This window comes from Marinovum sp. (genome assembly GCF_048263515.1).
In the GTDB taxonomy this organism is placed as follows: domain Bacteria; phylum Pseudomonadota; class Alphaproteobacteria; order Rhodobacterales; family Rhodobacteraceae; genus Marinovum.
Map to the genome: position 1 here is coordinate 41358 of NZ_JBLXEC010000009.1, position 24142 is coordinate 65499.

Here is a 24142-nt window from a genome sequence, read left to right on the forward strand (position 1 = left end):
GACAATGAACATCCAGACCAAGATCGCAGCCGGACCGGCCCTCTGGGTCACCGAGAAGGCCGCAGACCTCGACAGTCTCACCATCGACGTGATCGAGGCCGACACGCCCAAACCCGGCCCCGGGCAGGTCCTTATCGAGATCAAGGCCGCCGGGGTGAATCCTTCGGACGTCAAGGCCTCGCTCGGCCACATGCCGCATGCCGTCTGGCCGCGTGTGCCGGGCCGGGATTTCGCCGGGGTCGTGGTCGAGGGACCGAAACACCTCATCGGCACCGAGGTTTGGGGCGGCGGCGGCGAGCTGGGCATTACCCAGAACGGCAGCCACGCGAAATACATGGCGCTGCCCCAAGCGGCGGTGCGCGCCAAGCCTGAGAACTTCAGCTACGAGGAAGCCGGGTCCATCGGCGTGCCCTTCATCACCGCCTTCGAAGGCCTGCGCGAGGCAGGCGGCGTTCAACCCTGGGACACCGTGCTGGTCAGCGGTGCCAACGGCAAGGTGGGGCAGGCGGCGATCCAGCTGGCCACCATGGCCGGCGCGCGGGTCTTCGCGGTGGAATACAAGCCCACCGATTACATCGGCCACACCAACGCCGAGATCGAGATGCTCGACAGCTCGTCGCAGGACGTGGCGGAGCTGGTGCGGGAACGGACCGGCGGGCACGGTGCCGACATCGTCTTCAACACCGTCGGCAGCCCCTATTTCGAGATCGCCAACAAGGCGCTCGCCAAGCAGGGCCGACAGATCTTCATCTCGACCTTCGACCGGGACGTGTCCTTCGACATCTTCAACTTCTTCCGCGGCCGTCACAAGTTCATCGGCATCGACACGCTTGCGCTCGACAGCGTGCATGGCGCCCGGATCTTCGACGTGCTGAAGCCGAAGTTCGAACAGGGATTGCTGAAGCCCTTCCCGATCAATCCTGAAACGGTCTACGGGCTGGGCGACGCGGCAAAGGCCTACAAGTCGGTGCTGCGCTCGACCCCCGATCGCGTGATCCTGAAGCCCTGACATGCAGGTCACGCGCATTGCGGAAGCTCCGTCCTACCAGGCGCCGGAGCATTTCGACATGGCTTGCCTGCGCCTCCAGGGGCGCGAGGCAAGCCGGACCGAGGCGATGTGGGTGGGCCTATCCCACCTGCTGCCGGGCGGGCATACCTCGCTGAAAAGCTCCGAGCAGGAGAAGATATACGTGGTCATCGAGGGCCAAGTGATAGTGCGGACGGAGACCGGCGAGGCCGATCTCGGGCCGCTGGATTCGGCGGTGATCCCGCGGGGCGAAACGCGGGCGCTGGAAAACCGCACCAATCGGCCGGCAACAGTTCTGCTGCTGATGGAAGGGACATGACGAGCGACCTCTGACACGAGGTGCCCCCGTAGAGACCGGGATGCCACGGCCCGACAGCCTACAACCGCAGGTCATGTATAAGCGCAACCGCCCCCTCAGCCTTAGGCTGAGGGGGCGTGCGGTGTTTGTTGGGCACGGGCGACCGTCTCTGGCCGATCGCCCCTTGGACCTGCCGCCGGCTTACCCGTCCGACAGCCTCTCCTCGCCGGTGATCGAAGTCGCGGCGGCCGCGGCGGCGGTGCGGCGTGAATCGTTGATGATCGCCTTGATGAGGGACACGCCCATCAACATCATTGCAAAGCTGAACGGCAGGGCGGCGATGACCATCGCGGTCTGAATGGCTTTCAGACCGCCGACCACGAGCAGCGCGCCCACGACCAGGGCCAGCGCGATCCCCCAGAAGATGATGTGGGGCCGCGCCTTCGGGCCATCATCGCCGGCGGCATTGATCGTGTTGATGATCAGAACCGCCGAGTCCGCCGAGGTCACCAGGTAGGTCAGCAGCAGCACGACGACGATCACGGAGAATACCCAGGTCAAGCCGTCGCTGAGCAGCACCGAAAGTGTTGCATAGAGCTGATCCGAGATGCCGACGCCGAGGATCGCGTTGTCTGCGGCGCCGTTCAGCTCGAGATCGATGGCGGTGCCGCCGATGAAGGCGAACCAGATGAAGCACATGATCGAGGGAATGATCATCGCGCCCAGGATGAATTCCCGCACGGTCCGGCCGCGGGAAATCCGCGCAAGGAACAGGCCGACGAAGGGCGTCACGGCAATCCACCAGGCCCAGTAGAACACGGTCCAGCCGCCTTGCCACCCGGCCAGCGCCGCGCCCTGTTCGGTGCCGTCATCGGACCAGACGGCGAAGCTGATCTCGGGCAGGGCGCGCAGGTAGTCCCAGATGCCGACGAAGAAGACCTCGAGGGCGAAGAGCGTCGATCCGAAGACGAGGAAGAAGGCGAGCAGGAAGAAGCTGAGCCCCATGTTCAGGTTCGACAGCCATTTGATGCCGCGCCCGACGCCGGACAGGGCCGACAGGGTGGAGGCGCCGACGATGATGAAAAGCGCCAGCAGGATCGCCGCGAAGGAAGCGCGCTCGTTGCCGTCCTCGCCGGTCACCAGGAGCCAGTCGCCGAGCCCGATGCGGGCCAGACCGGCGACGAATTGCTCGACGCCATAGCCGAGCGTCTGGGCAATGCCGAGAACGATGGCGACCACCGCCACGATGTCGACCACATGGCCCAGCCGCCCCGACAGCGCCTTGCCGAACAGCGGGATCAGCGCGGTGCGCACCGTCAGCGGCAGATCGCGGCGGTAGGAGAAATAGGCAAACGCCAGCCCGGCAATTGCATAGGCGCCCCAGGCCGACAGGCCCCAATGGGTGAAGGACCAGACATAGGCCGAGCGCACGGCCTCTGCCGAGTTGCCGGCGACCTCGCCCAGGATCACGTTGGGGTTGTTCTGGAAATGATAGATCGGCTCGGCAGTGGCGAAGGTCAGCATGCCGATCCCGATGCCGGCGCTGAACATCATGGAAAACCAGGAGAAATTGGAAAACTCCGGCCGCTCCTCATCGCGCCCCAGCCGCAGGCGACCCGAGGCGGGCAGGAGCGCCAGAACCAGACAGAGGATCAGGAAAAAAGCCACCGCATAGATGTACCAGTAGTTGAAGACGCCGAGGATCAGCGTGTTGAGATACCCCAGCGCCGAGGCCGCGTTCTCTGGAAAGGCCACCGCCCAGACCACCAGCGCCATGATGAGCAGCTTGGCGCCAACGGCGACATCCTTGGAAAAGCCGGCGTAGAAGCCGTGCTCCGACACCGGAATGTCCAGTTTGCTTAAAGGTGGTCTCATGTTTTCCTCCCATTAGGTAAAGACCGGCCCTTCGGCAGACCGGGGTGCGGTCTGCCGTCGGGAATTTCATTTTTCTGGATGCAGGCTTTGGGCGCTCAGCCCAGGAAGCGCTCGTCGAGCGGGTAGGTCGAGATCGTCTCGAAGCCGCTCTCGGTCACCACGCCCTGGTCCTCCAGCTTGACCATGTGATCCCCGCCGACCTCACCCACCAGCGCCTCGACGCAGAGCGTCAGGCCGGGTTCGAGCACCGCGTCGAAGGCGCCCTCGACCAGACGGTCGGGGTAGGCGATCAGGGGCCACTCGTCGCACATCCCCACACCGTGCATCGGCGAGGAATATTTGAGCGCCTGGTATTTGTCCTGCAGCACGTGCAGCGCGCGGGTCAGCTCGTCCATGTGCAGCCCGGGCCGCAGCAGCGACGTGTTGTAGCGGATGTGTTCGACCGCCTCGGCATAGCTCTCGCGCATGTGCGACGGCGCCAGATCGTCGCCGATCCACCAGGTGCGGCTGAGGTCGGCGCAGATGCCATAGGGGCCGATCAGATCGGTGTCGAAGGCCAGGATCTCGTTTTCCGAGATCACCCGCGGTCCGCATTCCTGGAACCAGGGGTTGGTGCGCGGGCCGGAGGTGAGAAGCCGCGTCTCGATCCACTCGCCGCCGCGCTTGATGTTCTCGGCATGCAGCACGGCCCAGACGTCATCCTCGGTCACACCGCCCTTCGGGATCTCGGTGCGCGCGAAGTCCTCCATCGCGGCCATGGCGCGCTCGCAGGAGTGGATGGCGCAGCGCATGGCGCGGATTTCGTGCTCGGTCTTGATGCCGCGCGTGCGTTCGGTGACTTCCTCGCCGTCGCGATACTCCAGCCCGGCGCGGCGGATCGCGTCCAGACCGGCGGGCTGGATCTTGTCGATGCCGATTTGAGTGTGGCCCGGCGCATGGGTGGCCAGCAGGTCTGCCACTTCGGCGGCAAAGGCATCGGCCGCGGGGCCGATCCGGTCGCCGCGGGCGAAGTAGAACATGTCCGCGCCGGACCGGCTCTCGCGGACGAGGGGATTGAATTCGGCGAGGAAGGGCGCGTTCTTGTAGTCCCAGAGGACCATGTAACCATCGGCGCAGAGCAGGCAGGCGCGGAACGGATTGTGGGTGTTCCAGAGCTGCATGTTGGTGGTGTCGGTGGCGTATCGGATGTTCAGCGGGTCGAACATCAGAAGCCCGCCGTAGCCGCGCGCCACGACGGCATCGGTCAGGCGCTGGTGCCGGGCCTTGCGCATTTCGGCGAGGTCGGGCAATTCCAGCCCAGCCTCGCGCCATTCGGCATGGGCCAGCGCCGTCGGGCCGATCTCGACCCGGTCGCCCTCATTGATGGTGCCATCGCCGAGCCGAGGGCCCTGGCTCGGGTCGATCTTGCGGCGATCCCTGTAATGCGTGTTCATTCTGGGCATCCCTCTCAGATGCTGGGTGATACGAAAAGCCCGCGCAACCCAGAGGGGCGCGCGGGCAGGGGATCAGGCCGCGGTTTCCACCGGTTCGGCGTATTTGCCGCGGGCGGGGCGCGCGCTGCGCGGAATGCGCCGCTCCGAAGTGTAGTCGTTGATCAGGTCGCAGGGCGTATAGTGCCGGTCGATCTCGTGCAGGTCCTCCTCGTCGAGCTCCGTGTCGAGCGCCGCAATGGCGGTGTCGAGTTGGGCGACGCTGTCCGCCCCCACCAGCATCGACGAGATCTCGGGCTTGCGCAGAACCCAGGCTTGCGCCACCTGCGGCGCGGTGATGCCCTTGGCTTCCGCCACGCGCTGCACCGAACAGGCGATGTCATAAGAGCAGCGGTCGCTGTACATCTGCGTGGTGAAGAAGTCGGTCTTGTTGCGCTTCGAGTGCGGCTCATTGGCAAGGATACCGCGGGCCAGCGGGCTGAAGGCCGAGACGCCGATCCCCTGGTCCATGCAATAGGGAATCATTTCGCGCTCTTCCTCGCGGTAGGCGCAGTTCAGCTGGAGCTGCATGTTGATCGGCTTGGTCCAGCCGTATTTTTCGCAGACATTCAGGATCTTGGCGAACTGCCAGGTGTACATCGTCGACATGCCGATGTAGCGCGCCTTGCCGCTGCGCACGACGTCGTTCAGCGCCTCCATGGTCTCCTCGACCGGCGTTTCGGTGTCGAAGTAATGCAGCATGTAGATGTCGACGTATTCCATCTTCAGACGCCGCAGCGACCCGTTGATGGCGTCGAAGATATGCTTGCGCGACGTCCCGTAGGAGTTCACGTCCTGGCCGATCTGGTAGCCCAGCTTGGTGGTCAGGATCAGCTCGTCCCGGCGCCCCAGGCGGCTCAGGATGTTGCCCACCACGGCCTCGCCTTCGCCGGCCGAGTAGAAATCGGCGAGATCGATGAAGTTGATTCCGCTGTCCAGCGCGTGGCCGATCAGCGGCTCGCTTTCGGTTTCATCGAAGATCCAGGGCTTCCAGTCCTTCGACCCGATGTTCATTGTGCCCAGGCACAGCCGAGAGACGCGCAGGCCCGAATTTCCAAGGCGTGTGTACTTCATCCGACAGTCTTTCCCATGAGGTGGATGGTTGGTGGAGAGGGGGGAGCCCGATCACCCGTAGGCGATCCAGACCCCTTTGGTCTTGGTGTAGGAACTCAGCGAATGGATCGCCATTTCCTTGCCCCAGCCGCTTTCCTTGAAGCCGCCGAAGGGGCTGGACAGGCCGTAACAGCCATAGCGGTTGACAAAGATCATCCCGGCATCGAGGCGATCGGCCATGCGGTGGGCGGTGTTGATGTTGCCGGTGTAGACTCCGGCGGCGAGGCCGTAGGTGGTGTCATTGGCCAGTTGCAGCGCCTCTTCGGCGGTGTCGAAGGGCGTGCAGGCCAGAACCGGGCCAAAGATTTCCTCCTGCGCGATGCGGGCGGAGCCGGGCACATTGGAGAAGATCGTCGGGCGAATGAACAGACCCTCGGCGTTGTCGCCCTGCCGGTCCACCTCGCCGCCGGCGACCAGTTCCGCCTCGCCCTTGCCGATCTCGATGTAGTCCATGATGCGCTTGAACTGTGCCGCGTTGCATTGCGGGCCCTGCTGCGCCTCGGCGGACAGCGGATCGCCGCAGCGCACCGCCTCGGCCTTTTCGATCAGCCGGGTCATGACATGGTCATAGATCCCCTTCTGGATCAGGAAGCGGGTGGGTTCCGAGCATTTCTCGCCCTTGTGCGAGAACATGACGGTAAAGGCGCGGTCGATCGCGGCCTCGAGGTCCGGGGTGTCGTCGAAGAAGATGCAGGGCGACTTGCCGCCCAGTTCCAGCGTCACCGCCTTGAGGTTCGACTGGCCCGAGTTCTGTACGATGCGGCGGCCGACATTGGTGGAGCCGGTGAAGGAGACCTTGTGCACGTCGCGGCTGACCGTGAGGTGATTGGCGACAGAGCCATCACAGACCAGCAGGTTCAAAAGCCCGGCGGGCAGGTCCAACTCGCGATCGATCAGCTCGAACAGATACTGGGTGGCCAGCGGCGTGAATTCCGAGGGTTTCATCACCACCGTATTGCCCATGGCCAGCGCCGGGGCGATCTTCAGGCTGGCCTGATAGAGCGGAAAGTTCCACGGTGCGATCAGGGCGCAGACGCCCACCGGCTCCTTGTTGGTGAAGTTCAGAAACCCGTCCTCGACCGGCGAGACCTCGCCATAGAACTTGTCGGTCCAGCCGGCGTAATACTCGAAGATATCGGCGCAGGTCGGGATGTCGTCGGTCATCGCCTCGGAGAGCAGCTTGCCGTTGGGCAGGCTTTCGAGGATGGCGAGCTTCTGGGTGTTCTCGCGGATCAGCCGGGCGATGGCATTGAGCACATCGGCGCGCGCCTTGCGCGTCGTCTTGCGGCTCCAGACATCGCTCTGGTGGCAGCGATGGGCAGCGGCGGCAGCGGCATCGGCCTGCGCCTCATCGGCCAGCGCGACGGTGGTCAGCGTCTCGCCGGTGGCGGGGTTCTTGACCTCCCAGGCCTCACCTGCACCGGCCACCCATTGGCCGTTGATGTATTGCTTCTTGTCCTCTTTCAGCCAGGTCTTGGCCCAGCTCAGATCTACATCGAGTGTCATTGATCTTCCTCTTTTTCGGAAAGGGCGGCGCGCAGGACGGAGAGGTCGCCCGCGGCCTGTTTCGCCAAGGCCGACGCCCGGCTGTAGCCAAGCCGGCGCTTGAGCTGCATGAGGCTCGGCGCCAGGCCTTGCGCGTTTTCGGTGTTGCGCGGGATGTCCAGTTCCAGCCCCTGAACGCAGTTGCGGCGCAGCGTGCTGACCCCGCTCTGCAAGAGCGCGATCATGTCGAGGAGGGCGATCACCACCAGCATCTGCCAGGGGTTGTAGTCCAGCTCGCCATGGTCCTGGGTCATGCGCACGGTCGCCGCGCGGCCGCAGGCCATCATCGCGCATTGCATGGTGAACTCGGGGATCGTCGGGTTGATCTTGCCCGGAATCGCCGAGGAGCCCGGCTGTTTCTGCGGCAGGCGGATCTCGCCGAAGCCTGCCGCCGGCCCCGAGGCCATCAGACGCAGATCGCCGCCGAAGCGGATCAGCGTCCGGGCGATCTGGTCCAGCGAAGCGGCGAGGTTTTGCAACGGATCATGCGCCTGCGAGGCGGCAAACAGGTTGTCGGCACGGCGCAGGTCATGCGCGAGGCCCGCCTCTTGCAGCACCGCGTTCAGCTGGTCGATCACCTGCGCGAAGAAGGCCGGGTCGCAATCGTCCGAGCGCCCGATGATATTGCCGCCGAGGTTCACCGCCGCCAGAGCGGCAGCGTCGGTCCGGGCACGCCGCGTCAGCCGCTGCAGGTTATGCGCGACTCCGCGAAAGTAATCGCCCGCGCGGATGTCCACCGCATCCTGCAGGCAGGTGCGGGCCAGCTTGGGCTGGTCCCCCATGCGACCAGCGCTCCGGTCGAGGTCCTCCACCAGACCCGACAGCTCGCCTTCCAGCCCCGCCCAGGCGGCCCGGACCGCGATATGGCAGGCGGTGGACAGGGCGTCGCTGGTGGAATGGTTGAGGTTGATATGATCGTTGGGATGCAGCGGCACGTAGTCGCCAAAGGGCGTGCCGAAGCCACGGAGATTGGCGAGATTTGCCAGCACTTCGTTGACGTTCATGTTGAGGCCGATCCCGCCGCCGCCATGAAATGAATGTATGGGAAACGGGGAGTCGGATGTTTGCGCCAACGCCTCGTCGATGACCGCACCGATCGCGGTTTCCATCTCCGATGGCAGCGCTCCGATCACCCGGTTGGTACGCGCCGCGGCGCGTTTGACGTGCAGCATCGCCGCGATCAATTGCGGGTAGTCCGACAGCTGCTGCGCGCCGGAAACCGGGAAAAGCTCCAGTGTCCTTTGGGTTTGAGCGCCATACCACGCATCGCCAGGCAAAGCGACGGCGCCGAGTGTGTCACGCTCTGTCCTGAAATGCTCCACGGGATTCGACGCCTTTCCTGTCGGGGATTGCCACGGCGTGTCTTTCGTCGAATTGCGGGATTCAGGCAAATTCCCAATTTGAAAGATCATTCGTTTTTGTAATGACCTTGCGACGAAAGACGGATAGACTGACAGAAATCCCTTCCGCTCTGAAAACCGCGCCCCCATGCTTTCCAGGAACACTCCCAGCCTCACCTCGCTTCGGGCCTTTTCTGTTGTCGGCAATTGCCTGAGCGTCACCGGCGCCGCCCGACAGCTTGGCGTCACCCAGAGCGCGGTCAGCCGGCAGATCAAGGCGCTGGAAGACACGCTGGATTTCAAGCTGTTCGACCGCGTCGGCAACAGCATTGCGCTGACCGCCGAGGGTCAGGCTTTCCATCAACGGATCTTCGAGACCTTCGGCCTTCTCGAAGACGCCGTGAACGACGCGACCGGCACCTTCCAGCGGCAAAAGATCAACCTGCTGGCGCCGCCGACCCTGGCGGCCCGCTGGCTGACCCGGCGCCTGCCGTCCTATCCCAGGCGGTTTCCAGGCGTCGAGCTGGCCGTTCACACCCAGCCACGGCCCAATGTCCGAATGGATTGCGTTGTCCATTTCGGCACGCATCCAACGGCGGGGTCGGATCATGTTCAGCTTTTGGTGGAGCAGCATATCGCCGTCTGCTCGCCTGGGCTCTTCGAAGACCGCGAGGCCATGCGCACAAGCTGTCTGCTGCATGTCTTCGACAAGGGCGACCGCTTTCCCCTGTGGGAGGACTGGCTGGCGCTGGAGCCGGACCACCCCGACCTGCCCACCGGGACCTCGATGGAATTCGCCTCGCTCGAGCTGGCCATCCAGTCGGCCAAGAACTCGGTCGGCATTGCCGTGGTGGATCGCAACATGATCGAATATGAGCTAAGCGCCGGCAGCTTGGTGCAGATTTCGCCGACAACGGTGGTGGGACCAAACGGGTACTGGCTGGAGATTTCAGGCGAACAACAGGCCAAGGGCCGCTCGGTGCAATTCTTTCGCTGGCTCAGGGGCATGGCAGGAGAAACGGCGGGAGGCCCGAAGGTGGAAGCCGCACGGTCCCCCGGACGGTGACGCAAAATAATCTTAAGCTTGGCTACGGAAGCCACTGACCGGTTCCTGAGTCAGCTAACCATCTGACATGCGGTGACAATGTCGCGAAGACGCGATTGACTACTGTTCAGGCAGTCGCGTGGGACGGCAGTTTCGACCCGCGTGCCGTCCGTCACTCGCTACCTGCCATTTCGGCGCGGTGCATCAATGGCCGGTCTGGTGAAGCTGCATTGCGGCATTGGGGCTGAGCGCGGAGGTCTGCTTTGGGCCGACCTTTGTCGCGCGGGTTCGCTGCGGTTGCAAATTTCTGCAGCTGCGCGCTCGGCAAAAAGGGCTCGAAGCGGACCTCTGCAACGCCCCCAGATCTACGATGCGCGGACAAGCTCCGCGGTTCCAATCCCCGCCAGTTGCACCTCGAGCCAACGGATGTGGCCGTTCAGCTTCTTGCTGGCCGGCCCAAACAAAGGGATGATGAACCTCTCGTAGCAGGCGTGGAGCGTGTTCACGTTCTGGATGTGATGGCGGCCTGAGGCCAAGCGCTTGCCGGGCTTGTTGCCGACCACGAAGTGCCAATTCTTGTGTCGTGAAGTCTTCCCAACGAGGACGCGGCGGTCGCGGGACGTTCTGCGGTTCGGCGAAGTTCCGGACCCATTCACGGGTTCCGTTGCGCGACTCCCGCTGGTAGGTCTCGTCCGCTAGATGATCCCGGAGAAGCTCGCCGTTGAACCGCTGCTCCCCATGATCGTAAACACCAGCATCAGCCAGCGCCAGACAGTGTATTTGTTTAGTCCGACCGTCTCGCGAGCTTGCGCACCGGCTGCGGAGCAGAGGTGCCCAGCATATCCCGCAGCGCCACGAAGAACAGGTCTGGGCGATTGATGCGCGGCCGATGGCTTTGCCGGTTCGGCCCGAACAGTTTAAAGGCAGCCGATGCGGCGGTAGCGCTGGATTTTGGTCCGTGTGCGGCCCCACTTCTGGCGGCGGTCGTCGCCGCAGAAGCGGCACTTGTGATCTCGGTTTGTGGATCAAGAGGTCGCCCGTTCGAACCGGGCAGGCGGTACCATTTCAAACCAATAGGTTACATGCCGATCCTCGTGTGGATAAGGCTGTTTAGTCTCTTTTTCACTCAGATGAATTGTTGCAGATCGACGGGTTCAGCGATTGCTTCAGCTCGATTCTCGGCCGGAATATTTGGTGTGTGATCGGTATCATTGTGGATCATGTCGGTGCGCTTCCTGGCTCTGCAACGTGCATATGCCAATGCGTCACCCAGGGCGGTACCAGTCTCGACAACAGCGCCGAGCCGGCCTTTCCGAGACCGCGTGCAGTCCAGTGAGAGTTCTTTGCGATTTCCGCCGAGGTTGCACGCGGGGTCCTCGGCGGAACCGGGCGCGGGCTTCGGCATCGGGTCTCAAGCCGTTTGTTGAATCGCCTTCGGGACGTCAGCCAATCTCAAAAAGTACCTCGGGAACGCTGAATCGAACTCGAACTTGCATCGGCGCCCGCTGAGGCGACCGAGCGGGGACACTATCGGGCGGCTCTGCAAATACGGCTCGAGCGGCCGGTCCTCGCAACGCGGCCTCCTGATGTGCAAGATACCAAGGTCCTCGTCACATCAAGAGTCGACTTCCGGGATTGTCTCCACGGTCTTCAACGTCGACCATGTGTCGTCGCGTGGCGGGGACGGGGGCAGGTCGCAGGTGCGACCATGGATGCTGAGCTTTGCAATGAAGTGTGCGGAAATTGGAGCCGTGACAAACAGGAACGCCATGATCAGCAGTTCATGCATCGAGGGTTCGCCTTGGATGGCCGATTGGATCATCGATGCCAGAAGCAGCATGCCGATCCCCATGGTCCCCACCTTTGTCGGGGCATGGAGACGGGTCATCGGATCATTGAACTTCAACAGCCCGATCACCCCCACCACGACAAACCCCGCTCCGATCAGCAGGCAAAGGGCGACAGCATAGGTTGTAATGATCTGACCCGTCATTCGATGATATCTCCCCGCAGGATAAAGCGCGCCAGTGCGACGGTCGAGACAAAGCCCAGCATGGCAATGAGCAGCGCGACTTCGAAGTAGATCTGCACCCCCAGCTGGAGGCCGAGAACGATCACCAGACCCAGAGCGTTGATCACCATCGTATCGAGCGCGAGGATCCGATCGCCCGGCGTCGGGCCCATCACCAGCCGTACCATCGACAGGATCTGACCAAGGACCAGCGCGCCGAAGGCGATGGCCAAGGCGATGTCCAGAACTTCGGTTGCCGTCGTCACGCGAAGATCTCCTTCAGTCGGCGTTCGTAGCGGGTCTTGATCTCGTCGCGCACGCCCTCGGGGTCGTCGGTATGCAGCACATGCACCAGCAGGCTGTGGCCCTCGTCAGAGAGGTCCGCAGAGACGGTGCCTGGGGTCAGGGTGATGGTCCCCGCGAGCAGCGTGATGGCCTCGGGCTTGCGCAACTCCAGCGGCACCACGATCCAGGCGGGCTTCAGCCTGGCATTCGGCACCGAGATGACGATCCATGCCACCTGCACATTGGCGACGAGAATGTCCCACATCACCATGACGCAATAGGTGATCATCTTGCCCAGCCGAAAGCCTTTTGGCGTGTCGGGCCACCAGACCGAGGTTCCCCATGGAATGACGATACCGAGGATGATGCCAAAGACCACCATTCCGGCAGAGACTTCGTTCTGCAAGAGGGTCCAGACCACTGCCAGCAGCAGGGTCAGAAACGGATGCGGCAGCAGCCAATGCAAGGCACGTCCCATGTCACTGCTCCTCCTTTTGTTCGCTCAGCTTGCCGGGCGTGTTCAGCACCGTCGAGATATAGCGCTCTGGCGCAAAAAGCTCGGTGGCGATGGCGGCGGTGTAAACCTGTACCCGTCCGGCAAAGACCGTATGGGCAACCAGAAGCGCAATCAGCCCGCCGACGGCAGCATAAGACAGCGCAGACGGGCGCGGCATGGGCGCCGCATTCTCCGCCGCCGCGACAGACTGCGCCTTCCAGAACAGAACGCTGCCAGCGCTGGCAAATCCGACCACGGCGATCAGGCTGGTGGCCAGAACGATGACCCAGATCCAGACCACGAGGCTCGTGCCGTAAGCTGCCTGCATCACCAGCAGTTTGCCGATGAAGCCCGACAGCGGCGGCAGGCCCGCCATGGCGATCGCCCCCACCAGAAAGAGCCCCGAGGTCAGGACAGCTCCGGCGACTGGCGGCTGCGGCGTCAGGTCGAGGTTGGCCCGACCGGTGCGCACGAGGTCGACAATCAGGAACATCAGCGCGCCGGCGAGGGTCGAATGCACGATATAATACAGGGCCGCGGCGATGCTGGTCGGGGTGAAGAGCGAGATCGCCACCATCACCATGCCCATCGACCCGATGATCGAGAAGGCCACCAACCGATCCAGCCGTTTCGCCGCCAGCACGCCGATCATCCCGATGCTGAGCGACAGCAGGGCCGCTGGCAGAAGCCAGAGGTCATGCAGCCCGGCGGTGACGGAGAGCTCTGGCGGAAACACCAGCGTGTAGACCCGGATGATCGCATAGGCTCCGACCTTCGTCATGATCGCAAACAGCGCCGCCACCGGCGCCGGCGCCTCGGCATAGCTGGACGGCAGCCAGAAATGCAGCGGCACCAGTGCGGCCTTGATGGCAAACACCAATAGCAGCAGAACCGCAGCAACGCGAATGCCCACCGTATCCTCGGGCCCGATCAGGGCAACGCGCCTGGCCAGATCGGCCATGTTGAGCGTGCCGGTCTCGGCATAGAGCGACCCCAGCGCAAAGAGAAAGAGCGTCGAGCCGATGAGGTTGAACAGCACGTATTGCACGCCCGCCCGCAGCCGCGCGTTGCCGCCGGCGTGGATCATCAGGCCGTAAGAGGCGATCAGCAATACCTCGAAAAAGACGAAGAGGTTGAAGAGGTCACCGGTCAGAAACGCCCCGATCACCCCCATCAGCTGGAACTGGAAGAGCGCGTGGAAATGCCAGCCGCGTTTGTCCCATCCGGACCCGATGGCATAGAGCAGCACGAACAGCCCCAGCACCGCCGTCAGCAGGACCATCACCGTCGACAGCCTGTCGCCAACCAGCACAATGCCAAACGGCGCCGCCCAGTCGCCGAGCCGGTAGAGCAGGAACGACCCGTCAGAGACCTGCACCGCCAGCCCCAGCGCAATGCCCCCCAGCATCAACACGCCGGCGACCGAGACGGCGCGCTGAATGGCTACGTGGTGACGCGCGGCCAGCACGATGAAGGCTGCGAGCATGGCTGGCAGAACGACGGGGGCAATGAGCCAATGGGTCATGATCTGCCTTCGGCGGGATTGTCCGCAGCCTCTGGTACATCATCCACATGGTCATCTTCCGATCCCAGAAATGCTCCGAGGCCGATCATCACCACCACAGCGGTCATGCCGAATGAGATCACGATGGCGGTCAGCACCAGCGCCTGCGGCAGCGGATCCGCATAGGTGCTGACGCCGTCGCGCAGGATCGGCGGCGCCGAGACGGTCAGGCGGCCGGAGGCAAACAGGAACACGTTGACTGCATAGGTCAGCAGCGCCATGCCGAGGATCACCGGAAACGTGCGCAACCTCAGCATCAGGTAGAGGCCCCCGGCGGTCAGAATGCCAATGGCAGACGCGACGAGCAATTCCATTCAGTCGCCCTCCCTGACGGACACGGCCCTGGCCACCAGCGGATCCTCGCGCGAGGGATCGATATCCATCGGATGTTCGCTCTCGGGCATCTGCGCGCGCCGCGCGAGACGCGAGAAGCTTTCCAGCGACAGCATCACCGCACCGACCACGGCCAGAAACACGCCGAGATCGAAAAGCGCCGCGGTGGCCAGTTCGAACTTCTCGAAGGGCGGGATGCGGACATAGGTGAAATCCGAGGTGAGGAAAGGTTTGGCCACGAACCAAGAGCCGATGCCGGTCAGGCCGGCGATCAGCACGCCGGACCCGATCACCCCGTGGTAGGGGTACTTCAGACGCGCCGAGGTCCAGGCAAAGCCGCTGGCCATGTATTGCATCACAACCCCGATAGAGACGATCAGGCCGGCGATGAATCCGCCCCCCGGTTCATTGTGGCCGCGCCAGAAGATGTAGAACCCGACCAAGAGAATCACCGGCATCATCACCCGGGTCAGCACAACCATCATCATCGGATGTACATCGCCGGCGCGCGGCTGGTCGGGCTGGCGGTTGAGCAGCCGTGCCCGTACCGGCCCGCGCAGCAGAGTTTCGGTCAGCGCATAGATCAGCAGGGCTGCGATACCCAGCACGATGATCTCGCCATAGGTGTCAAACCCGCGGAAATCGACGAGGATCACATTGACCATATTGGTGCCGCCGCCGCCCTTGTAGGCATTTGCCAGATGGAACTCCGAAATCGGTGTGCCGACCGCGTCGCGCAAGAGATAGTGATAGGCCAGAGCAAAGGTCGCCAGACCGCCGGCAATGGCGACGCCGGCATCGCGGACCCGGCGTAGAACCGTGCTCTCAACCGGCGTGCGGTTCGGCAGGAAATTCAGCGCCAGAAGCAGCAGGATGATCGTCACCACCTCGACGGTGAATTGCGTCATCGCCAGATCGGGTGCGCTGAAGAACACGAACCCGATCGAGACCATCAGGCCGACAATCCCGATCAGGATGAGTGACAGCTGTCGATTGCGGTGCATCAGCACCAGAGCGCCAACCGCCGCCACCAGCATCAGCCAGCCGGCGATGGTCACCGGGCCGGCCGGTTGCAGGGCACGGGTCTGCGGCCCCACCGTTCCCGTGCTCCAGGCGTGAAAGCCTGCGGCAAGGATCACCACAGTGCCGATGGCGGCATAACGGGTGAAGGCGCCATCGTGGACCGGCAGGATCAGCTTCCGGGCCAACCGGACGGCGGCCGCGACCATGGCTTCGAAAATCACCTTGGCCTCTGGCCTCGGCGCCGCATCCCAAAGCCGGAGCGAAGGATTGAACACCGCCAGCATGATCAGACCGCCGACAGCGGCGATCACGGACATATAAAGCGCTGGCACCAGCCCGTGCCAAATCTTGAAGTGGACGTCTGGCAACTCCGTCGCTCCGCCCAGCACCGAGGCGGTCACGAGCTTGACAAAGGGTTCGGCGAGGTAAGGCGCCACGCCGATCACCACCACCGGCACCACCAGCAGTGCCGGCGGCAGCCACATCCCCGGGTTGGGATCATGCGGGCGGGCCGGATAATCGTCGCGAACCGGTCCCAGAAACACGTGACCGATCAGCCGGAAGCAATAGGCGGCAGAAAACAGCGCCCCAAGCGTCGCCAGTACCGGCACCAGCCAGGGCACTCCGAAAAGCGCCGTCTGATAGGCTTCGTCCAGCATCATTTCCTTGGACAGGAACCCGTTCAGCAGTGGTATCCCCGCCATCGACAGCGCCGCCAGCGTCGCGATCACAAAGGTGACCGGCATCAACCGGCGCAAACCCCCGAGACGGCGGATGTCGCGGGTATGGGCCTCGTGGTCGATGATCCCGGCCGACATGAACAGTGCGGCCTTGAAGGTTGCGTGGTTGAGAATGTGAAACACTGCCGCCATGGCGCCAAAAGCGGTGCCGGTGCCCAGAAGCATGGTGATCAGCCCCAGATGACTGACGGTCGAGAACGCCAGCAACGCCTTCAGGTCATGCTTGAACAGCGCAATTACCGCGCCCAGCACCATGGTGACCAACCCGGCGGTGGTGACGATCACCACCCATTCCTGCGTGCCCGAGAGTGCCGGCCACATCCGCGCCATCAGGTAGATGCCGGCCTTCACCATCGTGGCCGAATGCAGATAGGCGGAAACGGGCGTTGGTGCCGCCATCGCGTGCGGCAACCAGAAATGGAACGGAAACTGCGCCGACTTGGTGAAACAGCCCAGCAGGATCAGAATCAGCGCCGGCACATACAAGGGATCGGCCTGGATGAGGTCGCGGCTCTGCAGGATCACGCTGAGATCATAGCTGCCGACAATCTGGCCGAGGATCAGCATCCCACCGATCATCGCCAGCCCGCCGGACCCGGTGACGATCAAGGCCATCCGGGCCCCTTGCCGGCCTTCGGGAAGATGTTTCCAATAGCCGATCAGCAGGAAGGATGACAGCGAGGTCAACTCCCAGAAGATCAGCAAGAGCAGAATGTTATCGCTCAGAACCACACCCACCATCGCGCCCTGAAACAGCAGCAGATAGGTGAAGAACTCTCCCATGTGGTCGTCACGGCTCAGGTAGTGCCGAGCGTAGGCAATGATCAGCAGGCCGATGCCCAAAATCAGCAGCGCAAAGAGAAAGCCCAAGCCGTCCAGCATCAACGTGACGTTGAGACCCAGCGACGGCATCCAGTCGATCCGCGCCGTCACCACTTCGCCCGCCAAGACCGCAGGCAGATTGGTCAGCAAGCCAATGAAAGCCGCCAATGAGACAGTCAATGTCACGCCGGCGCAAGCAGAGCGCCCGGCCGAGTTCATCAAACCGGGCAAAAGCGCGCCCAGGAAAGGTAAGGCAACGAGAAGCAGGAGGGACACACGAACTCCTTTTGGTAATCTGTACAAACTTGGATCGGATTTGCAAAGACCCAGAGAAAGATACCGTATGGGACTCTTGCGCCAGTCTCCGCGGCACGCGGACCGAAAGATGCGAGGCCACGGTGGCACCATGGGGGCAATGATCAGTGATTATCTGGAGAAGACGTTCACTGGTGGATGGCAACATTTCGTGTCGACCTTGTCCTCCAGCATGTTCAGTGCAGTCCTGAACCAGGGTTTTCGCACTGATGGGGCAACTGCCTGCGAAAGCACGGGGCGCCTCGGATGCTCTGCTCATCAACCTTGGATCGGCGGAAGCTGGGTTTTCCGGCTGAACCACGATGACGGGCTGGCGACATTACAGGGATGATGCATCGCAATCGCGACGTTCTATCCGATCGTTTTGCCAGGACGATCCCTGCAATGTCGCAGTCAATTATATCCCGAGCTTAGCCTGATCTGCCCACAAGAAGCTTGTCGATCCTCCGCCCGTCCATATCCACCACCTCGACCGTCCAGCCCCGCAATTCCAGCCGCTGCCCGACTGCAGGCAGGTCTCCAACCTTGTCGAGCACAAGACCCGCCACCGTCTCAAAATTTCGATCCGCGTCGATCTCCAGAGACAGGAGATCCGCGAACTCGTCGACCGGCATCCAGCCTGCAATCAGGTAGGATCCATCCGCTCTGGTCACAACCTTCGGCTCGTCCATCGCGCTGTCCGGAAACTCGCCCGCGATCGCTTCGAGAACGTCCATCGGCGTGATAATCCCCTCGAAATGCCCATATTCGTCATAGACAAGCACCATGTGGGCCGGCGCGGTGCGAAGGCGATCCACGACCTCCAGCGCGCTTTGCCCGTCCCGGACCGTCGGCGCTTCGCGCAGCAGAGCGCGCAAATCGAAGGGTTCGTTCATCAGCGCGGGCGCGAGGATGTCGCGGGTGGTCAGAACGCCGATGATATTGTCGGCATCCCCGTCCCAAACCGGCAGGCGGGACCGGCTGACGTCATGCAGGCGCTGCAGAAGTCCCGCCTTGTCGCTGCTGGCATCGAGGGTCTCGACCTCGTGCCGGGCTGTCATCAGTCCACGCGCAGTCCGGTCCGCGACCCGCATCACTCCGGCAATCATCTGGCGTTCGGCGCGATCCATGGCACCGGAGCTTTCGGCCTCGGCAATGATCAGGCGGACCTCCTCGTCGCTGACCCCGCGTGACTGGCTTCCCGATTGTCCCAGCAGGGCCAGCACCAGCTTGCCGGACCGGTCAAGCACCCAGATCAGCGGCGCTGCGACACGGGCGATGATCCGCATCATCGGAGCCACGCGAACGGCGACCTCTTCGGGCGCGCGAAGAGCGATCTGCTTGGGGACAAGTTCGCCCACGATCAATGACAGGTAGGTGATCGCCACCACCACCGATCCAACGCCGACAGACTGGGCAACGGCAGAGGGCATACCACCGTCGATCAGGCTTGCCGCGAGACGCGTCCCCAGAGTCGCACCCGAGAAGGCGCCCGCGAGAATACCGACCAGCGTTATGCCTATCTGGACACTGGACAGGAACCGGCCGGGGTCATCGGCCAGTCGCATGGCCGTCGCGGCCCCCTTGCTGCCCTTGTCCGCCAGCAGCTTCAGGCGCGCGGGCCGAGCCGAGACGATGGCCAGTTCGGACATCGCCAGTAGGCCATTGATAAGCGTCAGCAAGATGACGATGGCAATCTCGAGGTACATTTTCTCCAACTCTTGCCGGGCTCTCCGGCCGTTGATCTTTTGAATGGGGTTACTTGTGGCGCACCAGTGGGCCACGGCCCCCGCTTCGCGTCTCGGGTCAGTTCCTGAAGGCGTGGAATGCGCTCGTGATCGCGTCCCACAGGTCAAAGACACGGGCAAAAAAATGCTCATGCGCCGCGAAGACCTTGTCTCCGCGCCCGAGGAATTCGACTTCGAGCGCGTCCAGAAGACGTTCGAGGCGGCGTCGATGGATCCCGAGACGACTTTGAACAGGATCGGCAAGGACGCCAGCGAAAGCGGCGAATACCGAGCCGAGCATGACCAGCCCCGCCACGGTGGCTCCCGTCAGCCATGGCGGGGTATCCGCCGCGAACATTCCGTACCACATTCCGCCGAGCGTCTCGCCCAGCGGGAACGCCGCGACTGCATTCGTGCGCGCCATGGCGTCCGCGACGTCCGGCGCCATCGAGATCATGCCTGGCGTCAGCGCCTGGAAGGCAAATGCTCCGACAGCAAGGACGCACAGCGTCGTGGTCATTTCCGCGACGGCGGTACGGGTACCTGCATACTCTCTGAGGGCGCCGGCAATCCGCTCGCCAAGGGCTTCGGCCTCGGAAGGGGTCGGGCGCATTCGGATCATTTCGCGCAACTGGGGCGCAGCCAGGATGGCGTGCGCCAGGGCAGAGGGCTCTCGGTCCGCCGTCTCGGGGTCGGGAGACAGTTCCAGGATATCGGTTACGATCAGCCTTTCGACCCGCCGCGCGACGGATGTGCGCATGAGGATCCGTCGTCGCGCCAGCCAATCGGCTGTTCCTCGCAAACCCACGTAGCGACAAAGAAATGCAGTGACGCGGCTCAGCACGAGGATCGGCGACAGAACAACGTTTACAGGTGCCCGGAGGATGTCCAATCCGAGCGCCGCGCCATGAAGGCGGAAAGTTCCGGGCCAGGTAAAATGCCGCGCCACGAAGCCGTCGACCAAAGCCCGGCGGCCATCGAAGTAGTCCAGGGCGGCTGTACTGCCGATTCCAGGCGCGGTCAGTGACCGGCTCGATGATGTGCCCATGGCGATGCCCTACCATCTCCTTTCTTCAAACTCTTCGAGAAGGTTGCATTTCGCCGATCGACAGGCGGGCATTCGCACTTCGAATTCAATATGTGCACCTCGTGAGGAGATAGCGCGACTGCAAGGGGTCCCGCGAGGATTCTTTTCTATCGATCAACTTCGCAAGCGACATTATTTTCAACGGCACCTTGTAGCCGAACCTTTCAGTACGCAAGTCTGCGCAGATGGCGGATCAACTGCCTGCGAGGGGCGATTGCGGTGGATTATCTCTTTCTGATTGGTGGCTTGGTCGGACTGTTCTTTGGCGGCGAGGCGCTGGTGCGCGGCAGTGCCGGCATCGCCCGGCGCATGGCGATCCCGCCGCTGCTGATCGGCCTGACGGTTGTCGGCTTCGGCACTTCGACGCCCGAACTTCTGGTGTCCGTCGATGCCGCCTGGCGCGGGGTGCCCGATATTGCGCTCGGCAATATCGTGGGCTCCAACATTGCCAACATCCTGCTGATCATTGGCCTGTCGGCGCTGGTCTGGCCGATCAAGATCACGGGGGCGACGCTGCGGCGCGACACGGGCGTCATGATGGTGGCCGCGCTGGTGCTTGTGCCCTTCTTTGCCATGGCGCAGATGGGGCGACCTGCAGGGCTCGTGCTGGTTGCCGGACTGGTGGCCTACCTTGTCTGGGCCTACCGCCAGCCCGGCGACATGGAGGCTGAGGACGTCGACGTGCCCGCTCCGGCCTCGGCGCTCGTGTCGACACTGTGGGTCATTGGCGGACTTGTCGCGCTCATGGTGGGCGCTCGGTTCCTTGTTGATGGCGCGGTGAATATCGCGCGCGGCTTCGGGATTTCCGAGGCGTTCATCGGCCTGACCATCGTTGCCGTCGGAACATCGCTGCCGGAACTGGCGACGTCGCTGATCGCCGCCTTTCGCCGCCAGTCCGAGATCGCCATCGGCAACATCGTCGGTTCGAACATCTTCAACGTGCTCGGCATTCTGGGCGTGACCGCGCTGATCGCGCCGATCCCCGTGGCCTCGCGGTTCCTGACCTTCGATCTGCCCGTCATGATCGCCGTCTCGCTGGTTCTCACGGCCCTGCTGCTGACCCGCCCGGTGATCGGGCGCGGGATCGGCGTGGGGTTGCTGGCGGGCTATGTCGCCTATGTCTGGGCTGCCCAGGGATGACAAACGCGTCCACGCTTGGTGAGAGACGGCCTGGAGCGATCCTGTCGCGTCTTCTCATTGTGCTGGCGCTTGTGCTGGTCGCTCTGGCGCAGGCTCATGCGGGCGGTATGGCGGCAAATGCCGGTCCGGCTGCCCTGAGCAAGGTCGAGCGGGCCTTGGGCGTTGCCGCGACACAGCGGCTTTTGGTGCGCGCGCAGCTACCAGACGACACGTCGCGTGACACCGTGGTTCTGGATTCTGCCGAAAGCGCTTGGCCAAATCGCACCGAAACAACAGTAACGCCTGCGCTGCACCCATCTGTCCTGCCTCTCGCAATCCGTATCCTGCCCTCGGTCCGTGGGCCGCCTGGGGCCTGACGTCTTCTCGTCAGACTGAACTCTCAGGAAAGAATGGATACTGAACATGCGCCGACCAGCATGGGTCGTGATGACCTATATCGTCCTGCTGCTTCTGGCAGTTGCGACGGCCCTCCCGAATTTTCTGCCCTCGACCGTCCGAAACACGCTGCCGGACTGGGCGACCAGTCAGTCCGTGTCGTTGGGTCTTGATCTCCAGGGCGGCGCGCATCTGCTGCTCGCCGTGGATCGCGAGGACCTCGCTGTGTCGCGGCTCGAGGAACTGCGCTCCACCCTCGCCGACGAGATGCGCGCGCTTGACTTGAACCCGGCGGCAATCCGGATCGTGGCAAGGACGCTTTCGGCCCCTGCCAGTGACGCGCTGCTTGCGGCGATGAAGGGGATCGCAGGCGCGACCATGCAACCCGGCTCACCAGTCGATTTCACGGTGGACGCGGCTGACGGGGTCTTGCGGCTGGAACTGACCCAGGCCGGGCTGGACCGCGCCGCCACGACCGCCGCCGACAGCAGCCTCGAGGTGATCCGCCACCGGGTCGACCAGGTGGGCGTGTCGGAACCCGTCATCAGCCGGGTCGGCGAGGACCGGATCCTCGTGCAGATGCCAGGTGTGGAGAATCCGGCACAGCTTCGCGAACTGCTCGGCTCCACGGCGAAGATGAGCTTCCAGATGGTCGCGCCCGGACCGGGGCCGGGCGTGTCGATGCTGAAATTGAGAGACGGCTCGGAGGCGATCCCGGTCGAGGATCGGGTGGCGCTCTCGGGCGACCGATTGGAGCGGGCGGCTCCTGCCTTCGACCCAGATGCCGGGCACCCGATGGTCACTTTCGCCTTCGACCGGCAAGGAGCGGTGGCCTTCGCCGAGATCACGGCGGCGAATATTGGTCAGCGCTTTGCGGTCGTCCTCGATGGCGCGGTGCTGACCGCGCCGGTGATCCAGTCCGCCATTCCCGGCGGTCAGGGACAAATCACCGGTGACTTCACCGTGGAAGAGGCGCAGACCCTGGCGGTTCTGCTGACCTCGGGCGCACTGCCCGCCTCATTGGAGGTGATCGAGGAACGCAGCGTCGGCGCGGCATTGGGTGCCGATTCCATCAGGGCCGGGCTGATCACCGGCGCACTGGGGCTTGCGCTGGTCGTCGCCGTCATGGTCGGGCTGTATGGCGGCTGGGGTCTGCTGGCCAGTTGCATTCTCGGGCTGAACGTCATGTTGACGCTGACCGCGCTCGGAGTGCTGGGCGCAACGCTGACACTTCCGGGGATCGCGGGCATCATCCTCTGCCTCGGGATCGCGGTCGACAGCAACATCCTGATCTTCAGCCGCATCCGTGAGGAAACGGCGAAGGGCGTCACGGCCATCAAGGCGCTGACGCAAGGCTATGCGCGGGCCTGGGCGACGATCCTGGATGCCAACATCACCACGCTTTTGGCGATGCTCCTGCTGTTCATGTTCGGCGCTGGGGCCATCCGCGGCTTTGCCATCACCATGAGCCTCGGCATCGTGATCTCGATGTTCACCGCAGTGGTGTTGATGCGGATGATGATGGAGGTGCTGGTGCGCCGCCGCAAACCCGCGCGGCTGGCCATCGCTCCGCTGGTTGGCGGCGTGCCCACGCCCGCTACCTTCTCGTTCATGCGCCGGGGACGGATCGCGCTGGCGGTCTCGGCGGCGCTGTCGCTGGCGGCGGTGGGCGCGCTGGTATGGCCTGGGCCGAACCTCGGAATCGATTTCACCGGGGGTGTGCAGATGGTGCTGCGGTCCGATGCGCCGGTGCCCCTGGCCGATCTGCGCGCCGCCCTTGCCGCCGGGCTGCCAGGCGATGCGAGCCTGCAGGCCTTCGGCAACCCGAACGAGGCCCTGATCCGCGTGCAAGGCGAGGTCGGACAGGCCACGGTCGCGGCGGTGGAAGCGGCCGCGGCGCAGGCCGTTCCAAGCGCGGTCTTCGATCAGATCGACCTCGTCGGTCCAACGATAAGCAGCGAACTGGCCACGACGGGACTGATTGCCCTCTCGCTCGCGGTGCTGGCGATGCTGGCCTATATCTGGGTCCGGTTCGAGTGGCATTTCGCGGCCGGCGCCATCGTGGTGCTGATCCTCGACGTCACCAAGACCTTCGGCGTCATCGCGGTGACGGGGTGGGAGGTGAACCTGACCACCATCGTCGCCCTGTTGACGCTGATCGGTTATTCGGTGAACGACAAGGTGGTGGTCTATGATCGCATCCGCGAGCACCTCTGTGGCGACGACGCGCCGCTGGCGGATGTGATCGACCGCAGCCTGAACCAGGTACTTGCGCGCTGCGTCTTCACCTCCGGCACGACGCTTGCCGCGCTGCTGCCGATGGCGATCTGGGGCGGGCCGGCGGTTGCCGGCTTCGCCTGGCCGATGATCGCCGGCGTGGTGATCGCGACCGGATCATCGCTTTTCGTGTCTGGACCGGTGCTGGCCTGGCTCGCCGCGCGCAGTCCGGCCGCGACGAGCGGCCGATCTCTACCGCAGGCAGGTTAATAAAGGCGCGCCGTATGACGGAACAATCCTAGCGCATTTCTTCTTA

The 24142-nt window shown here is 63.6% G+C and carries 19 protein-coding genes; 5 read left to right on the plus strand and 14 right to left on the minus strand.

What is annotated here, in order from left to right; genetic code table 11:
• The first annotated feature begins 4 nt into the window (after positions 1-4).
• Together ACN0SE_RS10445 and ACN0SE_RS10450 are read left to right on the plus strand one after the other, a co-directional pair.
• Entirely contained in the window at positions 5-1009 is a 1005-nt protein-coding gene (locus ACN0SE_RS10445; protein ID WP_417524457.1) for a quinone oxidoreductase family protein, read from the plus strand.
• A gap of 1 nt (position 1010) precedes the next feature.
• Entirely contained in the window at positions 1011-1346 is a 336-nt protein-coding gene (locus tag ACN0SE_RS10450) for a cupin domain-containing protein (protein ID WP_417524458.1), read from the plus strand.
• A gap of 180 nt (positions 1347-1526) precedes the next feature.
• On the opposite strand, the gene ACN0SE_RS10455 is transcribed toward ACN0SE_RS10450, so the two are convergent.
• The 5 genes from ACN0SE_RS10455 to ACN0SE_RS10475 form a co-directional block, all read right to left on the minus strand.
• Positions 1527-3200 carry a BCCT family transporter gene (locus ACN0SE_RS10455; protein WP_417524459.1) on the minus strand — a complete coding sequence of 558 codons (1674 nt, stop codon included), beginning with the start codon at positions 3198-3200 and terminating at the stop codon, positions 1527-1529.
• 95 nt (positions 3201-3295) lie between these two features.
• A complete protein-coding gene (gene dddP, locus ACN0SE_RS10460) occupies positions 3296-4633 on the minus strand; it encodes a dimethylsulfonioproprionate lyase DddP (protein WP_417524460.1) in 1338 nt (445 codons plus the stop codon).
• Between the two features lie 72 nt (positions 4634-4705).
• Complete coding sequence (locus ACN0SE_RS10465) at positions 4706-5743, minus strand: aldo/keto reductase (protein WP_417524461.1); 1038 nt, start codon at positions 5741-5743, stop codon at positions 4706-4708.
• A gap of 51 nt (positions 5744-5794) precedes the next feature.
• Positions 5795-7288 carry an aldehyde dehydrogenase family protein gene (locus ACN0SE_RS10470; RefSeq protein WP_417524462.1) on the minus strand — a complete coding sequence of 498 codons (1494 nt, stop codon included), beginning with the start codon at positions 7286-7288 and terminating at the stop codon, positions 5795-5797.
• Entirely contained in the window at positions 7285-8832 is a 1548-nt protein-coding gene (locus ACN0SE_RS10475) for a lyase family protein (RefSeq protein WP_417524463.1), read from the minus strand. Before ACN0SE_RS10475 ends, ACN0SE_RS10470 begins: the two co-directional genes overlap by 4 nt.
• Here ACN0SE_RS10475 and ACN0SE_RS10480 point away from each other — a divergent pair.
• A complete protein-coding gene (locus tag ACN0SE_RS10480) occupies positions 8816-9733 on the plus strand; it encodes a LysR family transcriptional regulator (protein WP_417524464.1) in 918 nt (305 codons plus the stop codon). The two genes, ACN0SE_RS10475 and ACN0SE_RS10480, sit on opposite strands and share 17 nt — an antisense overlap.
• A 344-nt stretch (positions 9734-10077) precedes the next feature.
• On the opposite strand, the gene ACN0SE_RS10485 is transcribed toward ACN0SE_RS10480, so the two are convergent.
• The 9 genes from ACN0SE_RS10485 to ACN0SE_RS10525 all read right to left on the minus strand — a co-directional run bounded on the left by ACN0SE_RS10485 (position 10078) and on the right by ACN0SE_RS10525 (position 20055).
• Positions 10078-10275, minus strand: a complete 198-nt coding sequence (locus ACN0SE_RS10485; protein WP_417524465.1) for a hypothetical protein — start codon at positions 10273-10275, stop codon at positions 10078-10080.
• Between the two features lie 1052 nt (positions 10276-11327).
• Entirely contained in the window at positions 11328-11705 is a 378-nt protein-coding gene (gene mnhG / locus ACN0SE_RS10490; RefSeq protein ID WP_417524466.1) for a monovalent cation/H(+) antiporter subunit G, read from the minus strand.
• Positions 11702-11989, minus strand: a complete 288-nt coding sequence (locus ACN0SE_RS10495) for a K+/H+ antiporter subunit F (protein WP_417524467.1) — start codon at positions 11987-11989, stop codon at positions 11702-11704. The genes mnhG and ACN0SE_RS10495 overlap by 4 nt, the downstream gene beginning before the upstream one ends.
• A complete protein-coding gene (locus ACN0SE_RS10500; RefSeq protein WP_417524468.1) occupies positions 11986-12486 on the minus strand; it encodes a Na+/H+ antiporter subunit E in 501 nt (166 codons plus the stop codon). The genes ACN0SE_RS10495 and ACN0SE_RS10500 overlap by 4 nt, the downstream gene beginning before the upstream one ends.
• 1 nt (position 12487) lies before the next feature.
• Positions 12488-14029: a monovalent cation/H+ antiporter subunit D gene (locus ACN0SE_RS10505; protein ID WP_417524469.1), complete on the minus strand. Its 1542-nt coding sequence runs from the start codon at positions 14027-14029 to the stop codon at positions 12488-12490.
• Positions 14026-14382, minus strand: a complete 357-nt coding sequence (locus ACN0SE_RS10510) for a Na+/H+ antiporter subunit C (RefSeq protein ID WP_417524470.1) — start codon at positions 14380-14382, stop codon at positions 14026-14028. The genes ACN0SE_RS10505 and ACN0SE_RS10510 overlap by 4 nt, the downstream gene beginning before the upstream one ends.
• Positions 14383-17262 (minus strand): monovalent cation/H+ antiporter subunit A, encoded by a 2880-nt coding sequence (locus tag ACN0SE_RS10515; protein ID WP_417524471.1) that lies wholly within the window; start codon positions 17260-17262, stop codon positions 14383-14385.
• Positions 17263-17711: 449 nt separating this feature from the next.
• Complete coding sequence (locus tag ACN0SE_RS10520; RefSeq protein WP_417524472.1) at positions 17712-18989, minus strand: hemolysin family protein; 1278 nt, start codon at positions 18987-18989, stop codon at positions 17712-17714.
• A 97-nt stretch (positions 18990-19086) separates the two neighbouring features.
• The gene (locus tag ACN0SE_RS10525) at positions 19087-20055 is read right to left on the minus strand and encodes a DUF6635 family protein (protein ID WP_417524473.1); all 969 of its coding nucleotides are present in this window, start codon (positions 20053-20055) and stop codon (positions 19087-19089) included.
• Positions 20056-20313: 258 nt separating this feature from the next.
• Between ACN0SE_RS10525 and ACN0SE_RS10530 the strand changes: the two genes are divergently transcribed.
• Positions 20314-21234 carry a calcium/sodium antiporter gene (locus tag ACN0SE_RS10530; protein WP_417524474.1) on the plus strand — a complete coding sequence of 307 codons (921 nt, stop codon included), beginning with the start codon at positions 20314-20316 and terminating at the stop codon, positions 21232-21234.
• 402 nt (positions 21235-21636) lie between these two features.
• Complete coding sequence (gene secD, locus ACN0SE_RS10535) at positions 21637-24096, plus strand: protein translocase subunit SecD (protein WP_417524475.1); 2460 nt, start codon at positions 21637-21639, stop codon at positions 24094-24096.
• Positions 24097-24142 lie beyond the last annotated feature (46 nt).